At 73.8% G+C, this 23,397-nt stretch carries 25 protein-coding genes; 18 read left to right on the plus strand and 7 right to left on the minus strand.

Going from position 1 to position 23,397, the window contains the following annotated elements:
- A partial coding sequence (locus L6E12_RS24345) for an acyl-CoA dehydrogenase family protein (protein ID WP_236230251.1) occupies window positions 1-1,504 on the minus strand: 1,504 nt, incomplete at its 3' end.
- A 116-nt stretch (window positions 1,505-1,620) separates the two neighbouring features.
- Window positions 1,621-2,286: a MerR family transcriptional regulator gene (locus L6E12_RS24350; protein WP_236230252.1), complete on the minus strand. Its 666-nt coding sequence runs from the start codon at window positions 2,284-2,286 to the stop codon at window positions 1,621-1,623.
- 92 nt (window positions 2,287-2,378) lie between these two features.
- On the opposite strand from L6E12_RS24350, the gene L6E12_RS24355 reads away from it, so the two are divergent.
- From L6E12_RS24355 to L6E12_RS24375, 5 genes are read left to right on the plus strand one after another with little or no spacing between them, the layout of a single operon-like run.
- Window positions 2,379-3,272 (plus strand): hypothetical protein, encoded by an 894-nt coding sequence (locus L6E12_RS24355; protein ID WP_236230253.1) that lies wholly within the window; start codon window positions 2,379-2,381, stop codon window positions 3,270-3,272.
- Window positions 3,269-3,694, plus strand: a complete 426-nt coding sequence (locus L6E12_RS24360) for an ABA4-like family protein (RefSeq protein ID WP_236230254.1) — start codon at window positions 3,269-3,271, stop codon at window positions 3,692-3,694. The genes L6E12_RS24355 and L6E12_RS24360 overlap by 4 nt, the downstream gene beginning before the upstream one ends.
- Window positions 3,695-3,704: 10 nt before the next feature.
- Complete coding sequence (locus L6E12_RS24365) at window positions 3,705-4,511, plus strand: purine-nucleoside phosphorylase (RefSeq protein WP_236230255.1); 807 nt, start codon at window positions 3,705-3,707, stop codon at window positions 4,509-4,511.
- On the plus strand, window positions 4,508-6,169 hold the full coding sequence (locus L6E12_RS24370; protein WP_236230256.1) for a phospho-sugar mutase: 1,662 nt from the start codon (window positions 4,508-4,510) through the stop codon (window positions 6,167-6,169). The genes L6E12_RS24365 and L6E12_RS24370 overlap by 4 nt, the downstream gene beginning before the upstream one ends.
- 48 nt (window positions 6,170-6,217) lie before the next feature.
- A complete protein-coding gene (locus tag L6E12_RS24375; RefSeq protein ID WP_236230257.1) occupies window positions 6,218-6,670 on the plus strand; it encodes an NAD(P)H-dependent oxidoreductase in 453 nt (150 codons plus the stop codon).
- 209 nt (window positions 6,671-6,879) lie between these two features.
- Here the strand turns inward: L6E12_RS24375 and L6E12_RS24380 are convergent, their stop codons facing one another.
- The 3 genes from L6E12_RS24380 to L6E12_RS24390 all read right to left on the minus strand — a co-directional run bounded on the left by L6E12_RS24380 (window position 6,880) and on the right by L6E12_RS24390 (window position 9,253).
- Window positions 6,880-7,803, minus strand: a complete 924-nt coding sequence (locus L6E12_RS24380) for an aldo/keto reductase (RefSeq protein ID WP_236230354.1) — start codon at window positions 7,801-7,803, stop codon at window positions 6,880-6,882.
- Window positions 7,804-7,880: 77 nt separating this feature from the next.
- Window positions 7,881-8,864 (minus strand): aldo/keto reductase, encoded by a 984-nt coding sequence (locus L6E12_RS24385; RefSeq protein WP_236230258.1) that lies wholly within the window; start codon window positions 8,862-8,864, stop codon window positions 7,881-7,883.
- Entirely contained in the window at window positions 8,861-9,253 is a 393-nt protein-coding gene (locus tag L6E12_RS24390; protein WP_236230259.1) for a MerR family transcriptional regulator, read from the minus strand. The genes L6E12_RS24385 and L6E12_RS24390 overlap by 4 nt, the downstream gene beginning before the upstream one ends.
- Before the next feature lie 159 nt (window positions 9,254-9,412).
- On the opposite strand from L6E12_RS24390, the gene L6E12_RS24395 reads away from it, so the two are divergent.
- Window positions 9,413-10,009 carry a TetR/AcrR family transcriptional regulator gene (locus tag L6E12_RS24395; RefSeq protein ID WP_236230260.1) on the plus strand — a complete coding sequence of 199 codons (597 nt, stop codon included), beginning with the start codon at window positions 9,413-9,415 and terminating at the stop codon, window positions 10,007-10,009.
- A 3-nt stretch (window positions 10,010-10,012) separates the two neighbouring features.
- On the opposite strand, the gene upp is transcribed toward L6E12_RS24395, so the two are convergent.
- On the minus strand, window positions 10,013-10,636 hold the full coding sequence (gene upp, locus L6E12_RS24400; protein ID WP_236230261.1) for a uracil phosphoribosyltransferase: 624 nt from the start codon (window positions 10,634-10,636) through the stop codon (window positions 10,013-10,015).
- 82 nt (window positions 10,637-10,718) lie between these two features.
- Between upp and L6E12_RS24405 the strand changes: the two genes are divergently transcribed.
- The 11 genes from L6E12_RS24405 (at window position 10,719) to L6E12_RS24455 (ending at window position 20,804) form a co-directional block, all read left to right on the plus strand.
- Window positions 10,719-11,369: a DUF1707 domain-containing protein gene (locus L6E12_RS24405; RefSeq protein WP_236230262.1), complete on the plus strand. Its 651-nt coding sequence runs from the start codon at window positions 10,719-10,721 to the stop codon at window positions 11,367-11,369.
- Between the two features lie 90 nt (window positions 11,370-11,459).
- Window positions 11,460-12,266 carry a hypothetical protein gene (locus L6E12_RS24410; protein ID WP_236230263.1) on the plus strand — a complete coding sequence of 269 codons (807 nt, stop codon included), beginning with the start codon at window positions 11,460-11,462 and terminating at the stop codon, window positions 12,264-12,266.
- Between the two features lie 189 nt (window positions 12,267-12,455).
- Window positions 12,456-13,370 carry an alpha/beta fold hydrolase gene (locus tag L6E12_RS24415; RefSeq protein WP_236230355.1) on the plus strand — a complete coding sequence of 305 codons (915 nt, stop codon included), beginning with the start codon at window positions 12,456-12,458 and terminating at the stop codon, window positions 13,368-13,370.
- Between the two features lie 98 nt (window positions 13,371-13,468).
- A complete protein-coding gene (gene deoC, locus L6E12_RS24420; RefSeq protein WP_236230264.1) occupies window positions 13,469-14,464 on the plus strand; it encodes a deoxyribose-phosphate aldolase in 996 nt (331 codons plus the stop codon).
- Window positions 14,464-15,897, plus strand: coding sequence for an aldehyde dehydrogenase family protein (locus L6E12_RS24425; RefSeq protein WP_236230265.1), 1,434 nt, complete (start codon window positions 14,464-14,466; stop codon window positions 15,895-15,897). Before deoC ends, L6E12_RS24425 begins: the two co-directional genes overlap by 1 nt.
- Window positions 15,890-16,756: an aldehyde dehydrogenase family protein gene (locus L6E12_RS24430; protein ID WP_236230266.1), complete on the plus strand. Its 867-nt coding sequence runs from the start codon at window positions 15,890-15,892 to the stop codon at window positions 16,754-16,756. Before L6E12_RS24425 ends, L6E12_RS24430 begins: the two co-directional genes overlap by 8 nt.
- A 113-nt stretch (window positions 16,757-16,869) precedes the next feature.
- Window positions 16,870-17,223 carry a hypothetical protein gene (locus L6E12_RS24435; RefSeq protein WP_236230267.1) on the plus strand — a complete coding sequence of 118 codons (354 nt, stop codon included), beginning with the start codon at window positions 16,870-16,872 and terminating at the stop codon, window positions 17,221-17,223.
- Window positions 17,220-18,347 (plus strand): C40 family peptidase, encoded by a 1,128-nt coding sequence (locus L6E12_RS24440; protein WP_236230268.1) that lies wholly within the window; start codon window positions 17,220-17,222, stop codon window positions 18,345-18,347. The genes L6E12_RS24435 and L6E12_RS24440 overlap by 4 nt, the downstream gene beginning before the upstream one ends.
- A gap of 35 nt (window positions 18,348-18,382) precedes the next feature.
- Window positions 18,383-18,802, plus strand: coding sequence for a YbaB/EbfC family nucleoid-associated protein (locus L6E12_RS24445; protein WP_236230269.1), 420 nt, complete (start codon window positions 18,383-18,385; stop codon window positions 18,800-18,802).
- Window positions 18,799-19,320 (plus strand): YbaB/EbfC family nucleoid-associated protein, encoded by a 522-nt coding sequence (locus L6E12_RS24450; RefSeq protein ID WP_236230270.1) that lies wholly within the window; start codon window positions 18,799-18,801, stop codon window positions 19,318-19,320. The genes L6E12_RS24445 and L6E12_RS24450 overlap by 4 nt, the downstream gene beginning before the upstream one ends.
- A gap of 212 nt (window positions 19,321-19,532) precedes the next feature.
- Complete coding sequence (locus tag L6E12_RS24455) at window positions 19,533-20,804, plus strand: primosomal protein (RefSeq protein ID WP_236230271.1); 1,272 nt, start codon at window positions 19,533-19,535, stop codon at window positions 20,802-20,804.
- Window positions 20,805-20,861: 57 nt separating this feature from the next.
- Here the strand turns inward: L6E12_RS24455 and L6E12_RS24460 are convergent, their stop codons facing one another.
- Window positions 20,862-21,965, minus strand: a complete 1,104-nt coding sequence (locus tag L6E12_RS24460; protein WP_236230272.1) for an adenosine deaminase — start codon at window positions 21,963-21,965, stop codon at window positions 20,862-20,864.
- 261 nt (window positions 21,966-22,226) lie between these two features.
- Between L6E12_RS24460 and L6E12_RS24465 the strand changes: the two genes are divergently transcribed.
- On the plus strand, window positions 22,227-23,397 hold a 1,171-nt coding region (locus L6E12_RS24465; RefSeq protein ID WP_236230356.1), incomplete at its 3' end, for a hypothetical protein.

Raw genomic sequence — 23,397 nt, forward strand, 5'->3', positions numbered from 1 at the left:
GCTGCGCCCACCCCAGCAGGGCGGCGGCGGCGAGGCGCTCGGCGCGCGCGGTCACCGCCGCGAGGGCGTGCGGCGCGGCGGCGTTCCAGCGGCTCAGGCCGCCCGCGGTCGCCCTGCGCAGCCGCGTGCGGCCGGTGTCGAGGAGTCGGCGCTCGACCGCGTGCAGCAACCACCCGAGGTGGTCGGGGTCGTCCAGATCGCGGGTGCCCACCGGGCGGGGCGGGTCAGCGGCCACGAGCAGGAGTTCGGCACCCGCTTTGGCCCACAGGGCGGTGTTGTCGCCCTCGGCGGTGATCGCGCCGTCCAGGTCGGCGGCGAGGGCGCTGAGGCCGTTGACCGGCAGCAGCCCCTGCGCCCCGCAGCGCTCGCGGCACTCGATGGCCACGGCGCGCGCCTGCCACGTCGTCCAGCCCTTGGTGATGGCGACCAGCCGCTCGGCGTCGGCGGTGTCCTCGGCGTCGGCCGGGTCGTGGTCCGCCCACCGCAGCACGGCGGTCCGGTGCAGCGCGGTCATCGCGTAGCAGGTGACCAGGGCCTCGACCAGCGGCCCGTGGTGGCTGCGGTGCTCCCAGACCGGCGTGCGGGTGCCCGCGCGGGCACCCGCGACGTGGCGGTGCCCGCCGTAGCGGACGGCGACGGTCACCGCCGTGCGGGCCGCGCCGAGCGCGGAGGCGCTCATGCACAGCTTGCCGGTGGTGACCCGGCCGATGCTCGCGAGGAAGCGCTTGCGGCTGCTGCCCAGGGAGCTGGTGAACCGGCCGCGGGCGTCCAGCCTGCCGTGCGCGCCGGTCAGCAGCGCGGAGCCCGGCAGCCGGACCCGGTCGAACGAGGTCAGGCAGTGGTCGACCGGGCTGCCGGGGCGCGCGGGCAGGGGGCGGACGGTGACGCCGGGCAGTGTGCCCCCCGCGTCGCTCAGCGGGACCAGGAACAGGAAGACGCCGTGGTCCTCGCCGCCCGCCAGCAGGCGGGCCGCGACGACCGCGCTCTTGGGGCCGCCCGCGGGGCCGGTGTTGGGCATGAACTTCTGCGCGGCGGCGCCGGGGGTGTGCAGGGTGAACCCGCCGGTGGCCGCGTCGTGGGTGGCGGTGGTCTCCAGCCGGGCGGCGTCGTTGCCGTGCCCCAGCTCGGTGCACAGGAACGTGCCGATCCGCTCCATCGCCGCGAACCCCTCCGGCGACCGCAGCTCGTGCCGGTCGTGGTCGAGCAGGCTGCCGAGGAACAGGTTGTAGTGGATGCCCGCGACGACGGTCAGCGACCCGTTCGCGGCGGCGACCCACTCGTGCATGGCGGCCAGCTCGCGCGGGTCACCCGCCAGCGCGACCGGGTCGACCTCGCGGTTGAGCAGGCGGAGCTGCTCGTAGGTCGCCGCGGTCTGCTCGGCCGCGGTGCCCCGGCGGTCCTGGTGCAGGCGCGGGTCGGCCACGAGGCGGCGCCAGAAACCGTGCTCCGACCCCGCGCCCCCGTCGAACAGCAGGCGCGTCAGCTCACGGCGGTGGCGGTCCATGCCGTGGTCCCCTTCTCCCGTGGTCGGTCGCGCCGCTGATCCGGCGCGGTGCGGACCGGTCGTCCCGGAAGATCATCGGCGGGACACGCGCGGCGTCGCGCGATCGACATCGAAGATCACTCGAACGTGTGGTTCACGCCGTGCGACAGGGGTTCAGGCTGGGGGTAGCGCTTGCGGGCCTCGTTGACCTGCGCCAGGCGGCGCAGGGCGGCGAGGGCGGAGTCGCCGAGGACGATGCCGACGACCACGCTCTCGAGCTGCTCGTCGAGGCTGGCGGCGCCGTCGAGGTAGTCCAGGTCGGACTCGGCGACCGCGGCGCAGGCGGCGGCGTAGCGGGGCAGCACCTCGACCAGCCGCTCGTGGCCCAGTGACCCGGCGGTGACCAGCACGCCCACCAGGGCCTGGGCCGCCGGGTGGTCGGGTGGGCAGGCCCAGCCGAGGGTGTCGATCAGCGCGGCCACCGCTTCCTCGGCGGCTGCGCGGGCGGGGTCGTCGGTGGGCGGTGGGGACCGGAAGACCGCGAGCTGCACGGTGCCCAGGGTCTTGCCGACGGCGGGGTCCGGGGCGTCGACGGTCTCCAGCACCTCGCGCACCGCCGCGATCGACAGGCCGCCCACGTCGACGAGGGCGCGCACCAGGCGCAGCCGGTGCACGTGGGTGTCGTCGTAGCTGGCCTGGTTGGGGCTGGTGCGCTCGCCGGGGGGCAGCACGCCTTCGCGCAGGTAGTACTTGATCGTCGCCACGGCGACCCCGCTGCGCCTGCTCAGTTCCGCGATCCGCACGTCTCTCCGTTCCGACTGCCCCTTGACATGGATAGTGTACTTATCGATAGTAGAGAGCGCCGCTATCCATTCTGGTTCTGAGGGGGACCGCGATGACCTTGCCCGCGCGAGGAGCACCGATCACGCACTGGCACCGACCACTGGTGTTGTTCACCGGGGTGATGGCCGCCCTGGCGGTGGTCGCCGTGGTGGGTCTCGTGGTCGACGACCGCGTCCTGTTCGGGGCGCCGATCTGGCTCAAGCCGCTCAAGTTCGCCCTGTCGTTCGCCGCCTACAGCCTGACCTGGGCGTGGTTGCTGTCGCTGCACCCGGACCCGCCGCGCGCGCTGGGCCGGGTCGGGACGGTCCTGGTGGGGGCGTCGGCCGTGGAGATGGTGATCATCGTGGCGGCGGCCGTCCGCGGCGTCGGCAGCCACTTCAACGTCTCGACACCGCTGAACGCCGTCCTGTTCAACGTGATGGGGCTGACCGTCGTCGTGCTGTGGCTGGGCACCCTGTTCCTGTCGCTGAAGGTCGGCGCGCAGCGGTTGGCGCCCGCCCCGGAACTCCTGGCGATCCGGCTCGGCATGGGCATCGCGCTGGTCGGGATGCTCGTGGGCGTGCTGATGCTGGTGCAGCCCTCCGGTGTCGACGGGGTCTCCGGGGCGCACACCGTCGGTGCGCCGGACGGTGGCCCCGGGATGCTGCTGACCGGGTGGAGCACCGTCGCGGGTGATCTGCGCATCGGGCACTTCGTCGGGATGCACGCCCTGCAAGCGCTGCCGCTGGTCGCCTACCTCACCCGCCGCCTCGCCACGCCGGTCCGACTGCGACTGGTCGCCACCGCGGGCGCGGGCGCGCTCGGCCTGACCGTCCTGCTGACCTGGCAGGCGTTGCGCGGGCAGGCGTTGCTCGAACCGGACCTCTTGACCTCGGGGGCTTACGTGTTGCTGATCGTCGGTGTGGCAGCGAGCGCGCTGCCCCGCAAGGAAGCGGTGTGCGCATGACCTCGTTGCTGTTCGACCTGTCGTTCTACCTGGCCGCGCCGTTCTGGCTGCTGATGATCGCCGCGCCGCGCTGGGGGTGGACGCGGAAGATCATCGCCTCGCCGCTGATCGTGCTGCCGGTGCTGGTGGTGTGGCTGCTCCTGGCCGCGCCGGTCTTCCCGGACCTGGTGTCGCTGGTGCTGCGGCCCACGCTCGACGGGCTGGTGGAGTTCGTCCGGGACGACCGCGCCCTGGCCGCGCTGTGGGCGCAGATCATCGCCTGGGACCTGTTCCTCGGCCGGTGGGTGTACCTCGACTCGCGGGAGCGGGACGCGCACCCGCTGCTCATGGCGCCGCTGCTCGTGCTCACCGTGCTGCTGTCCCCGATCGGGCTGCCGCTCTACCTCGCGTCACGCCGGTGGCTGGGCGGGCGATCCGCGTAGGCTGCCGCGCGTGACCGAGATCGATGCTGACCCGCAGGGCTTCGCCGAACAGGCCGCGAAGGCACTCGCCGAGCGCACCGGGCACGACCGCCACGACCTGGCCGTCGTCCTGGGCTCCGGCTGGCGGCCCGCCGCCGACGAACTGGGCACCGCCGACGCCGAGGTGCCGGTGGCCGAGCTGCCCGGCTTCCTGGCGCCGACCGCGGTGGGCCACGGCGGCACCATCCGCTCGATCGCCGTCGGGGACAAGCGGGTGCTGGTCGTCCTCGGTCGCACGCACGTCTACGAGGGCTTCGGCATCGCCAGGGCCGTGCACGCGGTCCGCACCGCCGCGGCCACCGGCGTGCGGTCGGTGCTGCTGACCAACGCCGCGGGCTGCCTCAAGGAGGGCATCGCGGTCGGCCAGCCGGTGCTGATCAGCGACCACCTCAACCTGACCGCGTCGTCGCCGCTGGTGGGGGCGAACTTCGTCGACCTGACCGACCTGTACTCGCCCCGGCTGCGCGCCCTGGCCCGCGAGATCGACCCGACCCTGGTCGAGGGCGTCTACGCCGGGCTGCCCGGCCCGCACTTCGAGACGCCTGCGGAGATCAACATGCTCCGCGTGCTGGGCGCCGACCTGGTCGGCATGTCGACGGTCCTGGAGGCCATCGCCGCCCGCGCGCTGGGCGTGGAGGTCTTCGGGCTGTCGCTGGTGACGAACCTCGCCGCGGGCATCACCGGTGAGCCGCTCAACCACCTGGAGGTGCTGGAGGCCGGTCGCGCCGCGGCGAGCCGGATGGGCGGGCTGCTGCGCGAGCTGGTCGCCCGCTCGTGACCCGCCTCGGCCCGGACCTGCGCGACCGCGCCTACCGCTGGCTCGCCGACGACCCCGACCCGGACAGCAAGCTGGAGCTGCAACGCGTCCTGGCCTCGGCCATGGGCGGCAGCGCGGAGGCGGTCGACGAACTCGCCGACCGCCTCTCCGGCCCGCTGACCTTCGGCACGGCGGGCCTGCGCGGTCCGGTGCGCGCGGGCCCGAACGGCATGAACCGCGCCGTGGTCATCCGCACCACCGCGGGCCTCGCCGCCTGGTTGACCGCGGGCGGGCACGGCGGCGGGGTCGTCGTGGTCGGCCGGGACGCCCGGCACGGCTCGGAGCCCTTCTGCGCCGACACCGCCGGGGTGCTGGCCGCGGCCGGGTTCGACGTGCGGGTGCTGCCGCGCCCGCTGCCCACCCCGGTCCTGGCCTTCGCCGTGCGCTCCCTGGGCGCGGTCGCGGGCGTGCAGATCACCGCCTCGCACAACCCGCCCGCGGACAACGGCTACAAGCTCTACCTCGACGCGGGCACGCAACTGGTTCCCCCCGCCGACCGCGAGATCGAGGCGGCCATCGCCGCCGCCCCCGCCGCGGTGTCCGTCCCCCGCTCCGCCGACTGGACCACCCTCGGCGACGAGGTGCTGGAGTCCTACCTGGACCGGGCCGCGGCGCTGCCGCGCGGCACCGCCCGCCGACTCCGGGTCGCCGCGACCGCCCTGCACGGGGTGGGCGCGGGTCCGCTGGCGCTGGCGCTGGACCGGGCGGGCTTCGTCGACGTCAGCGTGGTCGCCGAGCAGGCCAGGCCCGACCCCGACTTCCCCACCGTCGGCTTCCCCAACCCGGAGGAACCGGGGGCCACCGACCTGCTCCTGGCCAAGGCCGCCGAGGTCGGCGCCGACCTGGCCATCGCACTCGACCCCGACGCCGACCGCTGCGCCATCGGGGTCCCCACCCCCGACGGCTGGCGGATGCTCACCGGCGACGAGACCGGGGTCCTGCTGGGCTCCCACGTCCTCGCCACCCTGCCCGCCGCGGCCCGCGCGGCGGACCCGCTGGTGGCCACCACGATCGTCTCCTCCTCCCAGCTCGCCTCGATCGCCGCCGCCCACGGCGCCCGCCACGACGCCACCCTCACCGGCTTCAAGTGGCTCGTCCGGGCGGGCGACGGCCACGGCACCGGCCTGGTCTTCGCCTACGAGGAGGCCCTGGGCCTGTGCGTCGACCCGGACACCGTCCGGGACAAGGACGGCATCTCCGCCGCGGTCCTCGCCTGCGACCTCACCGCCACCCTCCGCGCCGCGGGCCGGACCCCGCTCGACGCCCTGGACGACCTGGCGGTGGCGCACGGCGTCCACCTGACCCGCCAGCTCTCGGTGCGGGTGACCGACCTCAACCGGATCGCGGAGCTGATGGCGTCCCTGCGCGCCACCCCACCCACGGCCTTCGCAGGCACACCGGTCACCGCCGAGGACCTCCGGCCGCGCGCGGACGTCCTGCGCTACACCGGCCCCGGCACGCGGGTGATCGTCCGCCCCTCCGGCACCGAACCGAAGATCAAGGCGTACCTGGAAGTCGTGGCCCCGGTCCCGGCACCCGACGCCCTCAGCGAGGCCAGGGCGTCGGCCACCCGAACCCTCGACGCCCTGGCGGCGGAGGTCTCCGCGCTCCTGGCCTGAGACCAGGCTCGCGTTGCCGCGCCACGGGAAGGTCGGCAGCCTGGACCGGTGCCCAGGCTGCTGATCGTCCACCACACCCCGTCCCCCGCGCTGCACGCGATGTTCGAGGCCGTCGTGTCCGGGGCGAACGACCCGGAACTGTCCGAGGTCGAGGTCGTCAAGCGCCCCGCCCTGTCCGCGACCGCGTCAGACGTCCTGTCAGCGGACGGGTTGGTCCTCGGCACACCCGCGAACATCGGTTACATGTCCGGTGCCCTCAAGCACTTCTTCGACACCGTGTACTACCCGGTGCTGGATTCGGCCAAGGGAACGCCGTTCGGGTTCTACGTGCACGGCAACCAGGGCACCGAGGGCGCGGTCCGCTCGGTCGAGTCGATCGCCGGGAGTCTCGGGTGGACACCCGTCGCCGACGGTGTGGTGGTGCACGGGGAGCCGGACAAGCGGGCGCTGGAGCGGTGCTGGGAGTTGGGCGCGACGGTGGCGGCGACCCTGCTCGGCTGAGCCCGACCCGCCCGGCCGAGTCACTGTCCGAATCGGACAGGACACGGAGCGAACAACCCGGCGAGCAGGCGAAACAGGGCCGCCGCGGAACGCGATGCGCTGGGCAGAGGCGATCGTCGAGCCGTCACAGACCCGGCTCCGGGGGGTGTGGACGGTGTTCCTTCGCGGTGATGCCCCCGCCGCGGAGGAACCCGCCGCACCGGGTGCGGTCAGATCCCCAACTGCCCCATGGCGGCCTCCGGGTAACGCGTCCCGGCCGCGGCCGGGACGGCTGCCTCGATGGCGGCCAGGTCCTCGGCCGACAGTGCGATCGACGCCGCCGCCACGTTCTCCGCCAGGTAGGTGCGGCGCTTGGTCCCCGGGATCGGGACCACGTCGTCCCCGCGCGACTGCACCCACGCCAGCGCCAACTGGCCCGCGGTGACCCCGCGTTCTTCGGCCAGCGCGCGCAGCGCCGCCACGATCGCCTGGTTCTTCTCCAGGTTCTCCCCGGTGAACCTCGGGTGCGTCCCGCGCGTGTCGCCCTCGGCGACGTCCGCGGCGGTGGCGAACCGGCCCGCCAGGAACCCGCGGCCGAGCGGGGAGTAGGGCACGACGCCGACGCCGAGTTCGCGGCAGGTGCCGAGGATCTCGTCCTCGATCTCGCGCGACCACAGCGACCACTCGGTCTGCAACGCGGCGATCGGGTGCACCGCGACCGCCCGGCGGATGGTCCCCGCGCCCGCCTCGGACAGCCCCAGGTGGCGCACCTTGCCCGCGGCCACCAGCTCGGCCATGGCGCCCACGGTCTCCTCGATCGGCACCGACGGGTCGACCCGGTGCTGGTAGTACAGGTCGATGTGGTCGACGCCGAGCCGGGTCAGCGACGCGTCGCACGCCTCCCGGACGTAGGCCGCGTCACCGCGGACGCGGCGCTTCGACGGGTCGTCCGGGTCGCGCGAGATGCCGAACTTCGTGGCCAGCACGACCTCGTCGCGGCGGCCCGCGACGGCCTTGCCGACCAGCACCTCGTTGGTGTGCGGGCCGTACATGTCCGAGGTGTCGAGCAGGGTGACCCCCGCGTCGAGGGCGGCGTGGATGGTCGCGGTCGACTCCGCGTCGTCGCCCCCGCCGTAGAAGTCGCTCATGCCCATGCAGCCCAGGCCCTGCGCGGAGACCTCCAGCGCCCCGAGGCGCCGCTTTCCGAGTGTGCTCACTGCTGTCCTCCTGATCAGTGTCCGACGGCGTTCTGCATCGCGGCGGTGTAGCGGTCGCCCGCGACCGCGTCGGCCGGGGCGGCGGCCTCGATGGCGGCGACGTCGTCGGCGGAGAGTTCGATGGTCGCGGCCGCGACGTTCTCGGCCAGGTAGGTGCGGCGCTTGGTGCCCGGGATCGGCACCACGTCCTCGCCGCGCGACTGCACCCAGGCCAGCGCGAGCTGCCCGGCGGTCACCCCGCGCTCCCGCGCCAGCTCCTCCAGGGCGCGCACGATGGCCAGGTTGCGGTCGAAGTTCTCGCCGGTGAAGCGGGGCAGCGCGGCGCGCATGTCGCCCGCGCCGTACTCGGCCCTGGTGACCCGGCCGGTGAGGAAGCCGCGGCCGAGCGGGGAGAACGGGACGACGCCGATGCCCAGCTCGCGGCAGGTGCCGAGCACCTCGTCCTCGATGCCGCGGGTCCACAGCGACCACTCGCTCTGCAGCGCGGCGATCGGGTGCACCGCGGCGGCCCGGCGGATCGTGGCCGCCCCAGCCTCGGACATGCCCAGGTGCCGCACCTTGCCCTCGGCCACCAGCTCGGCCATGGCGCCGATGGTGTCCTCGATCGGCACGTCGGGGTCGACCCGGTGCTGGTAGTACAGGTCGATGTGGTCGACGCCGAGCCTGCGCAGCGACGCCTCGCAGCACGCGCGCACGTGGTCGCGGTCGCCGCGCACCACCATCCCCCTGGCCGCGTCGGTGGAGACGATGCCGAACTTCGTCGCCAGCACCACCTCGTCGCGGCGGCCCCCGACGGCCTTGCCGACCAGTTCCTCGTTGACGCCCGCCGCGTAGGCGTCCGCGGTGTCGAGCAGGGTCACCCCCGCGTCGAGGGCGGCGTGGATGGTCGCGGTCGACTCGACGTCGTCGCCGCCGCCGTAGCCGTGGCTCATGCCCATGCAGCCCAGGCCCTGGGCGGAGACCTCCAGCGCGCCGAGGTGTCGGGTGGGGAGGGTCATGCGGTGGCCTCTCTCAGTTCGCTCGCCTCGGCGGCGCACATGCGCTCGTAGTTGTCGATCTTGTAGTCCAGCACTTCCAGGCAGGAGCGCAGGTCGGCCAGCCGGGCCAGCACGTCCTCGCGGTGCCGTTCGAGGATCCGCTTGCGCGGTCCGGCGCTGGCGACGCCCTGGTGGCGCAGCCGGGCGTACTCGCGCATCAGCTTGATGGGCATGCCGGTGGTGCGCAGCCGGGTGAGGAACGCCAGCCAACTGAGGTCGTCGTCGGAGTAGACCCGCCTGCCGCCGGAATCGCGGGCGGGCGGGTCGATCAGTTCGATGCGTTCGTAGTACCTGAGTGTGTCGATCGACAGCCCACTGCGGTGGGCCGCCTCGGCGATCGCGTAGGTCACGGTGTCGACGGTAGAAGCTGGAGTGCACTCCAGGTCAACCCGGAGGCGGTGCTCACCCCGTTCGGATGGCCCGCGGCGACGGCGGCGCGGCCCGGGTCACCCGACCGGAACCGGCGTCGAGGTGGCGGGGGTCACCGCGAACCCGGGTACGCTCCCGGGGTGCCGCGACCGAAGACCCACGACGACGCGCTCCGTGTCCGGCTGCTCGACCGCGCCGGTGAGCTGCTGTCCAGCGAGGGCGCCTCCGCCCTCAGCCTCCGCCGCCTCGCCGCCGACGCCGACACGTCGACGACCGCGGTGTACTCCCTCTTCGGCGGCAAGCCCGCGCTGGTCCGCGAGCTGTACGTCGAGGCGTTCCGCCGCCTCGGCACCCGCCTGCGCGCCGTCGACACCGCGGGCGACCCCGCCGAGGCGCTCAACCGCCTGGGCACCGCCTACCGGCAGAGCGCGCTGGCCGACCCGCACCTGTACGGGGTCATGTTCGGCGGCGTCATCCCCGGCTTCGAACCGGACGCGGAGGCCACCGCGGAGGCCCTCGCCGCGCTGGCCCCGCTGCTGGAGGTGATCACCAACGGCATCGGCACCGGGGTGTTCACCGCCGAGCGCCCCGAGGACATGGCCATGGCCTGCTGGGGCATCGTGCACGGGCTGGTGTCGCTGGAACTCGGCGGCACCCTCCCGCCGGACCTCGACAGCGCCAAGACCTACGAGCTGGCCGTGCGCGTCAACACCGAGGGCTGGAGCCGCCGCGGCTGAGGCTCAGACCGCGCCGTACTGGCGGTCGCCCGCGTCGCCGAGGCCGGGGACGATGAAGCCGGAGTCGTTGAGCCGCTCGTCGACGCTGGCGGTGACCAGGCGGACCGGCAGGCCCGCACCGCCGAGGAACTCGATGCCCTCCGGGGCGGCCAGCACGCAGATCGCGGTGACGTCGGTGGCACCGCGCTCCACCAGCAACCGGATCGTGTGCGCCATCGAGCCGCCGGTGGCCAGCATCGGGTCGAGCACGAACACCGGGCGGCCGGAGAGGTCCTGCGGCAGCGACTCCATGTAGGGGGTGGGCTGCAACGTGGTCTCGTCCCTGGCCAGGCCGACGAAGCCCATCTGGGCGTCCGGGATGAGCTTGTGCGCCTGGTCGGCCATGCCCAGCCCGGCCCGCAGCACCGGCACCAGCAGCGGCGGGTTGGCCAGCCAGTGCCCGTCGGTGCGGGCGACCGGGGTGTGGATCCGCTCGACCCGCACCGCCGCGCCGCGCATCGCCTCGTAGGTGAGCATGACGGTCAGCTCCTGGAGCGCGGCCCGGAAGGTGGCCGCGTCGGTGCGCGCGTCGCGCAGAACGGTGAGCCGGGCCTTGGCCAGCGGGTGGTCCACGGTGAGGACGTCCATGGGCGGACACGGTAGCGGCTGACCTCGGCCGAGATCCGCGACACCGCGAACGGGCAGCCCCCCACCCGCTACCCTCGATCGTGTGACAGAGCAGCCGAGCATCCCCGGTCCGGACGAGATGCGCGCCTCGAACGCCGACCGCGAGCGGTTCGCCAAGGTGCTGCACGACGCGATGGCCGAGGGCAGGCTGACGGTCACCGAGATGGAGGAGCGGCTGGACCGGGTCTACGCCGCGAAGACCTTCGGCGAGTTGCAGCCGGTGCTGCGCGACCTGCCGAACCAGGTCGTGCCCGCGCAGCAGCACCACGTCGCCCAGCCGCAGCCGCAGCCGGGCGCCCCGAGCCGGATCGGCGGGCGGGGCACCTCGGCCACCGCGGTGGCCATCATGTCCGGCGCTCAGCGCAAGGGTGTGTGGACCGTGCCGCCGACGTTCAACGCGGTCGCGGTGATGGGCGGGGTGGAGCTCGACCTGACCCACGCGCGGTTCGAGGACCCGGAGACCACCATCCAGGCGTTCGCGCTGATGGGCGGGGTCGAGATCATCGTGCCGCCGGACATCACCGTGCACGTCAACGGCGCCGGGTTCATGGGCGGCTTCGGCGGCCGGGTGGCCAACCAGGTCGGCCCGCCCGGTTCGCCGGTCCTGCGCATCACCGGTTTCGCCCTGATGGGCGGGGTCGACGTCCGCGCCCCGAAGAAGTCCCGGCGCGACCGCGACCAGATCGCGGAGTGAACCCCATCTCTTCCGCCGCCCGGCGTGTCACGCCGGGCGGGTGATCGACGATAGGGGGGCATCCGCCGTCCCCCGCCGGAGGTTCCGCGCATGTGGCTGTTCACCCGCAAGAGATCCACGGCCACGCTCGTCGCGCCCCCACCGATCCCGGACGACCGGCTCGCGCTGCCCGACCACGGCCGCGTCCCGGTGCTCGGCGCCGATGACCACCAGGCCGAACTGTCCGCGGCCGCCGACGGCGGCCCGGACGACCGGCACCCGACCACCACGGCGGCGCTGGTGCCCGAACCGGGCGCCCGCGCGGCGGTGCGGGTCGACGTGCTCGTCGGCGACCGCAACCTGACCGTGGGCGCGCTGCCCGAGGTGATCGGCGCCGAGTACCGCGACGCCCTGGCGCGGATCGGCGAGCGTGGGCAGGTCGGCACCTGCCCGGCGCGCATCACCGGCGGCGGCGACACCCCGTTCGGCGTCTACCTGCTGCTGGCGCCGCCGCGCGACGTCGAGGTCGTCACCGGGGCGCGCGACCCGATGGTGGCCGCCGAGACCGGCGGCCGGGTGCGGCTGTGGGGCGAGCGCACCTGCTCGGTCACCCGCGAGGAGGACCACCAGGACGCGCTGGCACCGCACGCCCCGCCCGCGGGCCGCGACACCCACCAGGTGCACGCCACGCTCGGGTTCTGCGACATCAACAGCGGTCGCTACCAGGGGGAACAGGCCATAGAGGTCCTCCTCGGCGGTCGGCGGGTCGGGCAGCTCACGTACGCCATGAGCGTCCGCTACGCCCAGCCGGTGCGCAAACTGCTGTCCACAGGCGTCGAGGTGACCTGCGCGGCGGTGACCAGGCGCACCCATGGCGGGGTGCGGGTGGACCTGCTGTTGCCGCAGCTCAGCGACTGATCCGCCCGCACAGGCGGGGCGGCAACCCAGCCGCAACGCCGCGGTGACGGCGGCACAACACCGGGGGCGCCCAATGGGCGCATGAGCGACGGTGTGAGCGCGGTGCCCCGGTCCCGCGGCGCGACGGCGGACCTGGACCACGTCGGCCTGCGGTTCCGCACCGTCCACGGCTACCGCCGAGCGTTCCGGATGGCGGGCAGCGGCCCGGCGATCCTGCTGGTGCACGGCATCAGCGACAACTCCGGCACCTGGCTGCGGGTGCTGTCGCGGCTCGCCCGCGACTACACCGTCATCGCCCCCGACCTGCTCGGGCACGGCAAGTCCGACAAGCCGCGCGCGGACTACGCGGCGGCGGCCTACGCCTGCGGCCTGCGCGACCTGCTCGGCGTGCTCGACGTCGACCGGGTGACCGTGGTCGGCCACTCCCTCGGCGGCGGGGTGGCCATGCAGTTCGCCTACCAGTTCCCCGAGCGCTGCGAGCGGCTGGTGCTGGTGGGCAGCGGCGGTGTCGGCCGCGAGGTGCACCCGGTGCTGCGGCTGGCCGCGATGCCGGGCGCCGGGCTGGCGATGCCGTTCGTCGCCTCGGCGCCGATGCGGTCGCTGGTCGCCGGGGTGCTGCCCGCCCTGTCGCGCTTCACCGGTCTGGACTTCGGCCCGGACCTGTCCTACGCGCTGGAGCGCTACGCCGCGCTGCGCGACCCGATGGCGCGCACCGCGTTCCTGCGCACGCTGCGCTCGGTGGTCGACGTGCGCGGCCAGGTCGTCACCATGCTCGACCGCTGCTACCTCACCCGCGGCATCCCGACCCTGCTGGTGTGGGGCGCCAAGGACCGGATCATCCCGGCCGCGCACGCCGAGCTGGCGCACGCGGCGATGCCGGGCAGCAGGCTGGCGGTGTTCGACCGCTCCGGGCACTTCCCGCACCAGAGCGAGCCGCACCGGTTCCTGGAGGTGCTGGACGGGTTCATCCGCGAGACCGCGCCCGCCGAGTACGACCCGCAGATGTGGCGGGCGATCCTGCGCGGCGGCCGCGACCCCGAGCGGGCCGCCGACCCGGTGGTCGCCGCACGGGTCGACCGGGCCACCGTGTCCTCCGGCTCCTGAGGTTGTCCACAGGCGTGACCGGGCGCCGCAACCGGAGTTGTCCACAGGTCTGACGTGAGGGGCCGACGTGGCCGTTCCCTCGCCCTAGACTCGGTCCCATGCCAGAGACAGACACGTCGGCACAGCCGTCGACCCCCGCGGCGGGCGGAACCGGGTCACCCCCCGCGTTCGCCGACGCCGTGCGGGACGAGACGTCCCTGCGGCGGTTCCTGCACGGGTTGCCCGGGGTCGACGCCGTGGGCCTCGAGCAGCGCGCGGCCGGTCTCGCGACCCGCAGCATCAAGAAGGACAGCAAGCTGTGGGCGATCGACACCGCGATCTCCATGGTCGACCTGACCACGCTGGAGGGCGCCGACACCGCGGGCAAGGTCCGCACCCTGTGCGCCAAGGGCCGCAGGCCGGACCCGGAGCACCCGGACGTCCCCCGGGTCGCGGCGATCTGCGTGTACCCGGACATGGTGGAGACCGCCGTGGCCGCGCTCGGCGACAGCGGGGTCGGGGTGGCCAGCGTGGCTACCGCGTTCCCGTCCGGGCGCTCCAGCCTGCGGGTCAAGCTGGCCGACACCGCGTACGCGGTCGAGGCGGGCGCCACCGAGATCGACATGGTGATCGACCGGGGCGCGTTCCTCTCCGGCCGCTACGGGCAGGTCTTCGACGAGATCCGCCAGGTCAAGGCGGCCTGCGGCAGCGCGCACCTCAAGGTCATCCTGGAGACCGGCGAGCTGGCCACCCCCGACAACGTGCGCCGCGCCTCCTGGCTCGGGCTGCTCGCGGGCGGCGACTTCATCAAGACCTCCACCGGCAAGGTCTCCCCCGCCGCGACGCTGCCGGTGACCCACGTGATGCTCCAGGCGGTGCACGACTGGCACGCCGCCACCGGTGAGCTGCGCGGGGTCAAGCCCGCGGGCGGCATCCGCACGACCAAGGACGCGATCCGCTACCTGGTGGCCGTGCACGAGGTCGCCGGGCCCGCCTGGCTCGACCCGCACCTGTTCCGGTTCGGCGCCTCCAGCCTGCTCAACGACCTGCTGATGCAGCGCCGAACCCAACTCCAGGGCCACTACAGCGGCCCCGACTACGTGACGGTGGACTGATGACGACCTGGGAATACGCCCCCGCGCCCGAGTCGCGCGACATCGCCAACCTCAAGCCCAGCTACCGGATGTTCCTCGACGGCGAGTTCGTCGAGGGCGGCGGCGAGCCGCTGAAGTCGATCAACCCGGCGACCGAGGAGGTGCTGGCCGAGGTCTCCACCGCCAACCGCGACGACGTCGACCGCGCCGTCAAGGCCGCGAGCCGGGCGCAGGCGGAGGTGTGGGGCCCGATGCCCGGCGCCGAGCGGGCCAAGTACGTCTACCGGATCGCGCGGCTGATCGCCGAGCGGGCCCGTGAGCTGGCCGTGCTGGAGTCGCTGGACAACGGCAAGCCTATCCGGGAGTCCCGCGACGTCGACGTGCCGACCGCCTCGGCGCACTTCTTCTACCACGCGGGCTGGGCCGACAAGCTCGACTTCGCGGGGTACGGGCCGGACCCGAGGCCGCTGGGCGTGGCCGGGCAGGTCATCCCGTGGAACTTCCCGCTGCTGATGGCCGCCTGGAAGATCGCCCCGGCGCTGGCCTGCGGCAACACCGTCGTGCTCAAGCCCGCCGAGACCACCCCGCTCACCGCCCTGGTGCTCGCGGAGATCATCCAGCAGGCCGAGCTGCCGCCGGGGGTGGTCAACGTCCTGCCCGGCGCGGGCGACGTCGGCGCCGCCGTCGTCGGCCACCCCGGCGTGCACAAGGTCGCCTTCACCGGCTCGACCGACGTGGGCAAGTCGATCCAGCGCTCGCTGGCCGGTTCGGGCAAGAAGCTCACCCTGGAGCTGGGCGGCAAGGCGGCCAACGTCGTGTTCGACGACGCCCCGCTCGACCAGGCCGTCGAGGGCATCGTCAACGGCATCTTCTTCAACCAGGGCCACGTCTGCTGCGCGGGCTCGCGGCTGCTGGTGCAGGAGTCGGTGGCCGAGGAGGTCCTGGAGAAGCTGCACAAGCGGGTGGCCACCCTGCGCGTGGGCGACCCGCTGGACAAGAACACCGACGTGGGGGCGATCAACTCGCGCGAGCAGCTCACCAGGATCCAGGAGCTGGTCGCCTCCGGCGAGTCCGAGGGCGCCGAGCGCTGGACCAGCCCGTGCCCGGTGCCGGACAAGGGCTTCTTCTTCGCCCCCACCGTGTTCGCGGGCGTCAGCCAGGCCATGCGCATCGCCCGGGAGGAGATCTTCGGCCCGGTGCTGTCCGTGCTGACCTTCCGCACCCCGGACGAGGCCGTGGCCAAGGCCAACAACACCCCCTACGGCCTGTCCGCGGGGGTCTGGACCGAGAAGGGGTCCAGGATCCTGTGGATGGCCGACCGGCTGCGCGCGGGCGTGGTCTGGGCCAACACCTTCAACCGCTTCGACCCCACCGCCCCCTTCGGCGGCTACCGGGAGTCCGGCTTCGGCCGCGAGGGCGGCCGAGCGGGCTTGGAGGCCTACCTCGATGTCTGATCGCATCTCCGTCGCCAAGACGTACAAGCTCTACCTGGGCGGGGCGTTCCCCCGCTCGGAGTCGGGGCGCACCTACCCGGTCACCGACGCCGGGGGGAAGTTCCTCGCCAACGCCGCGCACGCGTCCCGCAAGGACCTGCGCGAGGCGGTCGGCGCGGCGCGCACGGCCTTCGCGAAGTGGTCGGGCGCGACCGCCTACAACCGGGGCCAAGTGCTCTACCGGGTGGCCGAGGTGCTGGAGGGCAGGCGCGAGCAGTTCACCGCCGAGGTCGCCGCCTCCGAGGGGGTCGCGGTCGAGCAGGCGCGGAGCCTGGTGGACGCCGCCGTCGACCGGTGGGTCTGGTACGCGGGCTGGACCGACAAGCTGGCCACCGTGCTCGGGGCGGCCAACCCGGTCGCGGGCCCGTACTTCTCCTTCTCGGTGCCGGAACCGACCGGCGTGGTCGGCGTGCTGGCCCCGCAGCGGTCCTCGCTGCTCGGGCTGGTGAGCGTGCTGGCCCCGGTGCTGGCCACCGGCAGCACGGCCGTCGTGGTCTCCAGCCGGGAACGGCCGCTGCCCGCCATCACCCTGGCGGAGGTGCTGGCCACCTCGGACGTGCCGGGCGGGGTGGTCAACCTGCTGACCGGGTCCGCCGCGGAGCTGGGGCCGTGGCTGGCCGCGCACGGCGACGTCAACGCCCTCGACCTCACCGGCGCCCCCGCGGAACTGCGCGCGGAGCTGGAGGCCGCCGCGGCGGGCACGGTCAAGCGGGTGCTGCGGGTGCCGCCGACCGAGCCGGACTGGACCGAGCCGCCGGGCATCACCCGGCTGCGGTCGATCGTGGAGACGAAGACCGTCTGGCACCCGATGGGTGCCTGAGGGCCTGCCGGGCACCCGGGTTCCGGGTGCCCGGCGCAGACAAATCCGACAGGATGCGGGAGCCGATCGGCGCCGGGGGGCGTCACAGTCGGCGAATGGGGAGGGGGAGCACCATGACCACACCACCGAACACCTCCGACGTGGGCGGCTACCACGGCGAGGAGGACGCGTTCTCGGCCTACACCGCCGCCGTCCGGCCGCTCGCCGAACGGCTGCACGGCGCGGCCGAGGAAGACCTGCGCGGGCAGGCGGAGTTCGGCGAGCACGCGTTCTCCAAGATCGGCAGCGAGGTCGGGCTCAGCGCGGCGCTGCGGGCGGCGAACCAGCGCCAGCACGCCGGGGTCAAGGGCTTGGCCGAGTCGCTGGGCGGCACGGTCCAGGCGGTCCGCAACACCTGGACCAACATCGAGGGCACCGAGCAGGACGCCGAGTCCGCGCTGCGCCGGGCGGCGGGTGAGTTCGCGTGAGCGCCCCCACCCAGCCGGTGCACCAGCTGCTGGAGCCGATGATCCAGCCCGCGGCCACCGCCCAGCGCCACCTGGCCACCGACGACGACGCCATCGACCGGGTCGGCCGGGCGCACGCCGGGCTGGCCACCACGCTGTCCACGGTGGACGAGGACGCCACCCGGCACGCGAGCAGCCTGCGCTCCGGCTGGACCGGGCAGGGCGCGGTCCGCCACGAGCAGGACGTCGCCGCCCAGCAGGCCACCGGGGCCGAGCTGAGCACCTACAGCGCCGAGGTGCAGGAGGCGGTCCGGCAGGCGGGCGAAATCCTCAAGGTCGGCCAGAAGGTCAACCAGGACCAGATCGACGCCTTCAACCGCAAGGCCGCCGAACTCCTGCAGACCGCGGCCGCGCTGCGCCAGGCGGGCGACACCGCGGGCGCGCAGCAGAAGCTCACCGAGCTGGCCCGCTACGCCGCCCAGCTCACCGGCGACACCTCCACCAACCTCGACGACGTGATGACCAAGCTCGGCGCGGTCGTCACCACGCTCACCGGGGGCGGCGGCGGCAGCACCTCGGCCGCGTCGGCCACCGCGACGGCCCCACCGCCCCCTTCTGCCTACAACGACCGCCAGAGCAGTGGCGGGGGCGGCGGTGGTGGGGGCGGCGGCGGAGGCGGGGGTGGAGGCGGCGGGGGCGCGGTCACCAAGCGCAGGCTGCCGGTGGCCATCCCGCCGCAGCCGGGTACCGGCGTCGCGGTGAACCTGCCCGACGGCAGCACCGTGATGGCACCGAACGAGACCGCGGCCAAGGCCGTCCGCGCCGCCCTGGGCCAGCTCGGCGTGCCCTACGTGTGGGGCGGCACCGCGCCCGGGGTCGGCCTCGACTGCTCCGGCCTGACCCAGTACGCCTACGGCGAGGGCGGCCTGGAGATCCCGCGCACCTCCCGCGAGCAGGACATCGGCGCCGAGGTCCCCTCCGCCGACCAGTTGCTCCCCGGCGACCTGGTCTGCTGGGAGGGGCACGTGGCGATGTACATCGGCAACGGGCAGATCGTCGAGGCGGGCGACCCGGTGCAGGTCGGGCCGCTGCGCACGACGAACAGCGGGATGCCCTTCGTCGGCTTCTACCGGCCCACCGGCTGAGCCGCTGCGGCACACTGTCCGGTGGAGGTGGGGGCGTGGAGATAGACATCAACCGAGAGCTGGACTCGGTGGCGCAGCGGGTCGAGCAGACCAGGGCGGCCGCCGAGCGGCGGGTGGTCGGCCCGGTCACCGGGCAGGCGAGCAGCGGCGACGGCGGGGTGCAGGTCACCGTGCGGCCGGGTGGGCTGCTGGCGGAGGTGGCGCTCACACCGGGGGCGCTGCGGGTCGGCGCGGAGGCGCTGGCCGCGCAGATCACCGCGCTGGCGGGCCTGGCGACCCGGCGGGCGGGGGCGACCATGCACGCGACGCTGTCGCCGGTGCTCGGCCCCGGGGGCGAGCAGCAGCTGGCGTCGCTGGGCTACCAGCCGATCGACGACGACGAGGACGAGGCGTACGACAGCCCGCTGGGTGCGCGCGAGCTGCGGGCGGCCCCGCGGTGGGGGAACGACCGGTGACCGAGCGCGAACCGGTCGAGCGCAGCACCCGGCAGTTGATCGAGGACGGCCGGGCCCGGCAGCAGGCGCTGGCGGGCGTGGACACCGTGCTGGAGCAGGTGCGCGGCACCGCGACCGACAACCACCAGAGCGTGCGGGTCACCGTCGACGGCCGGGGCAGGCTGGTCGAGCTGTGGCTGCGCCAGGACGCCGTGCGCTGGGGCGCCGACCAGCTCGGCAGGCTGATCGTGCTGGTCGCCGAGGCCGCGATGGACCAGGCCACCCAGGCCGCCTACAACCGGCTGGCCCCCGTCCTGGGCGACGGCCTGACCTACGCCATCGAGCAGCTCTCCGGCCGCCCCGCGCCCGCCCGGCGCGACACCGGGGGCATCACCGCCGAGGAGTTCCAGCGCAGGCGCGACGAGCGGCTGCGCCGGGCCGACGGCGAGGTCTCCCGCCGCGGACCGGTGGTCGACGACGGCTTCGACCCCGACGACCCGCTCTCGTTCGACCTGTCCACGCTCCGGTCGGACCGCTGAACCCGGTCTGACCAGCGGCTGGACCCGGATTCACCCGCCCCCGCCGCGGCCGGGGGCGGGCGGCGGCCCAGGTGGGCGGGCGGTTCCGCGACCCGGAACCGGCGGTGTTCCGACCGCTGGGTGCCTGCGGAAGATCCGGACCCCGTAGGCTGCCGACCGGCGTGCGCGCGCGGGCACGCCGGCTGATGGCTTTGCGACCAGGAGGACCTCCAATGGCCCAGGACATCGTCCCGATCGAGCTGGGGTTGCCACAGGGTGACGTGGTCACGCTGTGGGCTCCGCGCTGGCGGGAAGACGGCGAGGAGTGGGAGGCGTTCCTCGGCCACGAGGACGACCTCTACGCCTTCCCCGATGCAGCGCACCTGGCCGCGTTCGTGCGGACCACCGAGGAGCACGACCTGTCCGACCACCCGGCCTGGCACCTGGTGCCCGCGCTGTCGGTGGCCGAGCTGATGCCCGACGAGGCGCACCAGTACGACCTGGTCGGCGTGCCGGAGCTGGTGGCGGAGGAACCCGACACCTGGACGATCGGCGAGCTGGCCGACATCGTGGCGATCGTGCGCTCGCTGGCCGACGTGTGCGAGCTGGACGAGGTGCACGAGGTCCTCAACGCCGCCGACGGCTTCGCCGTGCTGGACCAGGGCACGTTCCCGTTCACCGGGCGCGACGGCGAGCGGCTGTGGACCGACCTCGCCGAGACGATCTCCGAGCGCTGGGACGAGGTCCTCGACGCCCTCGACGCGGTGGTGGCGGTGCCGGAGGTCGACGGGTCCGCGCTGGAGAAGAGCGCCGAGGAACTGGTCGCCTTCCACGCGGACGCCGCCGAGGCCGCCGCCAAGGCCGCGGGCGCCGACGACGACACCGACGAGGTGGACACCGACGACGAGGTCGTCGAGGCGGACGCCGAGGAGGCCGGGGAGGACGTGCCGCTCGGCTTCTGGGCCGAGGTCGGCATCGACCCGATCAAGATCATCGCCTCCGGTTCGGAGTACTACACGCTGCGCTGCTACCTCGACGACGAGCCGGTCTTCCTGGGCAGCGACGGCAAGATCGACGTGGCCACCTCGCCGCGCGGGCTGGCCAAGTTCCTGGCCACCGAGGACCTGACCGACAACGACCTGACCGAGGTCTCCACCTGGGACGAGGTGGCCACCAAGGCCACCGACGGCAGCCTGGACCTCGAGGTCGACAGCGAGAACACCTACGTGCTCGCGGGCCTCGGCGAGGACCTGGGCGAGGGCGTCGACGCGGTGGACCCGGTGCAGCTCGACCTCGCCGTGGAGCTGCTCACCGACGCCGCCGACTGGGCGGGCGACGACTCGGTGGGCGAGGCGCTCGGCCAGTCCGAGAGCCTGGGCTGGCTGGTCAGCTTCATCCTCGCCCCGGACCCGACCCGGATGGCGCCGAGCGCGCCCTTCGACGCCGAGTCCGCCGCCTGGAACAAGCTGGTCGAAACCTTCGAGGACCGCCTCGTCGTGCATTAGCCCCAAGCGGACGAGTGGCCCCGGTCGACGGACCGGGGCCACTGCCGTCTCCGGGGCCTACGGCGCCATCAGCGCGGCGTAGCCGGGCTTGATCACGTCCTCGATGATCGCCAGCCGCTCGTCGAAGCCGATGAACGCCGACTTCATCGCGTTCACCGTGAAGCGCTGCAGGTCGGCCCAGCCGAAGTCGAACTCGTCCACCAGGGCCCGCATCTCCGAGGTCATCGAGCAGCCGCTCATCAGCCGGTTGTCGGTGTTGACCGTCACCCGGAACCGCAGCCTCGCCAGCAGGCCGATCGGGTGCTCCCCGATCGACGGGGCGGCCCCGGTCTGCACGTTCGACGACGGGCACATCTCCAGCGGGATGCGCCGGTCGCGCACGTAGCTCGCCAGCCGCCCGAGCTGCACCGTGCCGTCGTCGGCCACCTTGATGTCGTCGACGATCCGCACCCCGTGCCCGAGCCGCTCGGCGCCGCAGTGCTGCAGCGCCTCCCAGATCGAGGGCAGCCCGAACGCCTCCCCGGCGTGGATGGTGAAGTGCGCGTTCTGCTGGCGCAGGTACTCGAACGCGTCGAGGTTGCGGGTGGGCGGGAACCCGGCCTCCGGGCCTGCGATGTCGAACCCGACGACCCCGCTGTCGCGGTAGCGCACGGCCAGCTCGGCGATCTCCAGCGACCGGGCGTTCTGCCGCATGGCGCACAGCAGCGTGCCGATCCGGATCGTCCGACCGGCCGCGGCGGCGCGGGCCTCCCCCTCGCGGAACCCGGCCTGCACCGCCTCCACGATGGCGTCGAGCCCGAGCCCCTTCTCGGTGCACAGCTCCGGCGCGTAGCGGACCTCGGCGTAGACCACGCCGTCGGCGGCGAGGTCCTCGGCGCACTCGGCGGCCACGCGCACGAGCGCGGCCTCGTCCTGGAGCACGCCGCAGGTGTGGGCGAACGTCTCCAGGTAGCGGACGAGGGAGCCGGAGTCGGCGGACTCCCGGAACCACGCGCCGAGCGCGTCGGCGTCGGTGGTGGGGAGGTCGCGGTAACCGCGGGCCTCGGCGAGGTCGATGACCGTGGCCGGGCGCAAACCGCCGTCGAGGTGGTCGTGCAGGAGGACCTTGGGGGCGCGGAGGAGGGCTTCCGGGGTCACCGGTGCCGTGGGGTGGGTCGACATGGCCGTACGGTACTCGGCGGAGCGGGCCACCCGATGGAGTAACCGATCCGTCACGTAAGGTACCCCGGGGTCGCCGCAACCGCCGGCAGACTGTACGCCGAACGGTCCAACCACGCGTGTCTGGACCGACGAACTAGCGACGGGTGGTGTATGGACGCCTTCTGGGACTGGCTAGGCTCCCCAGGGTCTCCACAACATTCCCTCCCCAGGACGAAGGTCACCTCCGTGAACGAAAACAACCCCACGGTGTCGTTCGACCGGATGCGCAACATGCTCACGCGCGCGGCCGAGATCCGTGAGAGCGAACAGCAGCAGATCTTCGACGCCCTGGACGAGATCCACGCCAGGCTGTCGCCCCTGGAGTCGATCGGGTCGGTGCGCAAGCGCCTGTCCGAGATGCCCGACCGCACCGAGGTCAGCGTGCTGGCGGAGCGGCTGGACGAGGCGATGTCGAAGCTGGAGGCGCAGGACACGGCGATCGCGGCGATCGGGCGGGCCGTGGAGAGCATCGTGGACAAGCTGGCGACGCCGTTCGCGCAGCTCGACGGTCGGCTCGACGGGGTCGCGGGCCGGTTCGAGGGCGTGGCGGGGCGGATGGACGGCCTGGAGGACAAGCTCGCCAGCATCCACCGCCGCATCGACGAGCTGGACCACCACCTGGACAAGCAGGACGGCAAGATCGACCAGGTCCCCGGTTCGGTGCACGGCCCGGTGCGGGAGCGGATCGAGATCCTGGAGACCGCCCTGCGCGGCCGCATCGACGAGGTCGACGAGGGCGTGCACGAGCACCTCGACGGCACCAAGGACGCCCTGGCCCGCACGGTCACCGAGGCGGCGGACGCGGTCGTCGGCAAGGTCGACCTCACCACCGGCCGGGTCGACGCGGTGCACGGCAAGGTCACCGACTCCACCAACGCCCTGCACGGCCGCTTCACCGAGACCTCGGACTCCCTGCACGGCAAGCTCGACACGGTCGCCACCAGCCTCGAAGCCACCCGCGAAGCCCTCGACACCTCGGTCGTCGAATCCCGCGACGCCGTCCACGGCAAGCTCGACGAGGCCACCGGCGCCCTGCGCGAGGCCCTGCGCGAGACCCGCGAGACCGTCGACGCGAGCGAGCGCCTGGAGTCCCTGGCGCAGCGCCTGGAGACCGTCACGGCCCGCCTGGACGAGATGGCCACCCGCCTGGACACGGTGGAGGACGGCTTCACCACCAAGCTGGGCGACCTCGGCGGCTCGATCGAACGCGGCCTGACCAAGGTCGAGGGCACCCTGTCCCACCGCCCCGACTCCGACTCGGTGGAGTCCCTGGTCCGGCGCAGCAACGACGAGTCGGTCCGCCGCATCGGCGGCCACCTGGACGAGGCCATGGCCACCTTCGCGGAGCTGATGCTCGGCGGCGGCCAGCCCACCCCGCCCCCGCCCACCACCC

Origin of the sequence: Actinokineospora sp. PR83, from assembly GCF_021056305.1 — a bacterium.
Classification (GTDB): Bacteria; Actinomycetota; Actinomycetes; order Mycobacteriales; family Pseudonocardiaceae; genus Actinokineospora; species Actinokineospora spheciospongiae.

What these genes read in the sequence shown, in the direction of transcription:
- deoC (WP_236230264.1), top strand. Translation starts at nt 13,469, where the DNA reads ATGCCAGAGACAGACACGTCGGCACAGCCGTCGACCCCCGCGGCGGGC.
- L6E12_RS24415 (WP_236230355.1), top strand. Translation starts at nt 12,456, where the DNA reads ATGGCGGGCAGCGGCCCGGCGATCCTGCTGGTGCACGGCATCAGCGAC.
- L6E12_RS24360 (WP_236230254.1), top strand. Translation starts at nt 3,269, where the DNA reads ATGACCTCGTTGCTGTTCGACCTGTCGTTCTACCTGGCCGCGCCGTTC.
- L6E12_RS24385 (WP_236230258.1), bottom strand. Translation starts at nt 8,864, where the DNA reads ATGACCCTCCCCACCCGACACCTCGGCGCGCTGGAGGTCTCCGCCCAG.
- upp (WP_236230261.1), bottom strand. Translation starts at nt 10,636, where the DNA reads ATGGACGTCCTCACCGTGGACCACCCGCTGGCCAAGGCCCGGCTCACC.
- L6E12_RS24460 (WP_236230272.1), bottom strand. Translation starts at nt 21,965, where the DNA reads ATGTCGACCCACCCCACGGCACCGGTGACCCCGGAAGCCCTCCTCCGC.
- L6E12_RS24430 (WP_236230266.1), top strand. Translation starts at nt 15,890, where the DNA reads ATGTCTGATCGCATCTCCGTCGCCAAGACGTACAAGCTCTACCTGGGC.
- L6E12_RS24410 (WP_236230263.1), top strand. Translation starts at nt 11,460, where the DNA reads ATGTGGCTGTTCACCCGCAAGAGATCCACGGCCACGCTCGTCGCGCCC.
- L6E12_RS24455 (WP_236230271.1), top strand. Translation starts at nt 19,533, where the DNA reads ATGGCCCAGGACATCGTCCCGATCGAGCTGGGGTTGCCACAGGGTGAC.
- L6E12_RS24380 (WP_236230354.1), bottom strand. Translation starts at nt 7,803, where the DNA reads ATGGGCATGAGCGACTTCTACGGCGGGGGCGACGACGCGGAGTCGACC.
- L6E12_RS24425 (WP_236230265.1), top strand. Translation starts at nt 14,464, where the DNA reads ATGACGACCTGGGAATACGCCCCCGCGCCCGAGTCGCGCGACATCGCC.
- L6E12_RS24435 (WP_236230267.1), top strand. Translation starts at nt 16,870, where the DNA reads ATGACCACACCACCGAACACCTCCGACGTGGGCGGCTACCACGGCGAG.
- L6E12_RS24355 (WP_236230253.1), top strand. Translation starts at nt 2,379, where the DNA reads ATGACCTTGCCCGCGCGAGGAGCACCGATCACGCACTGGCACCGACCA.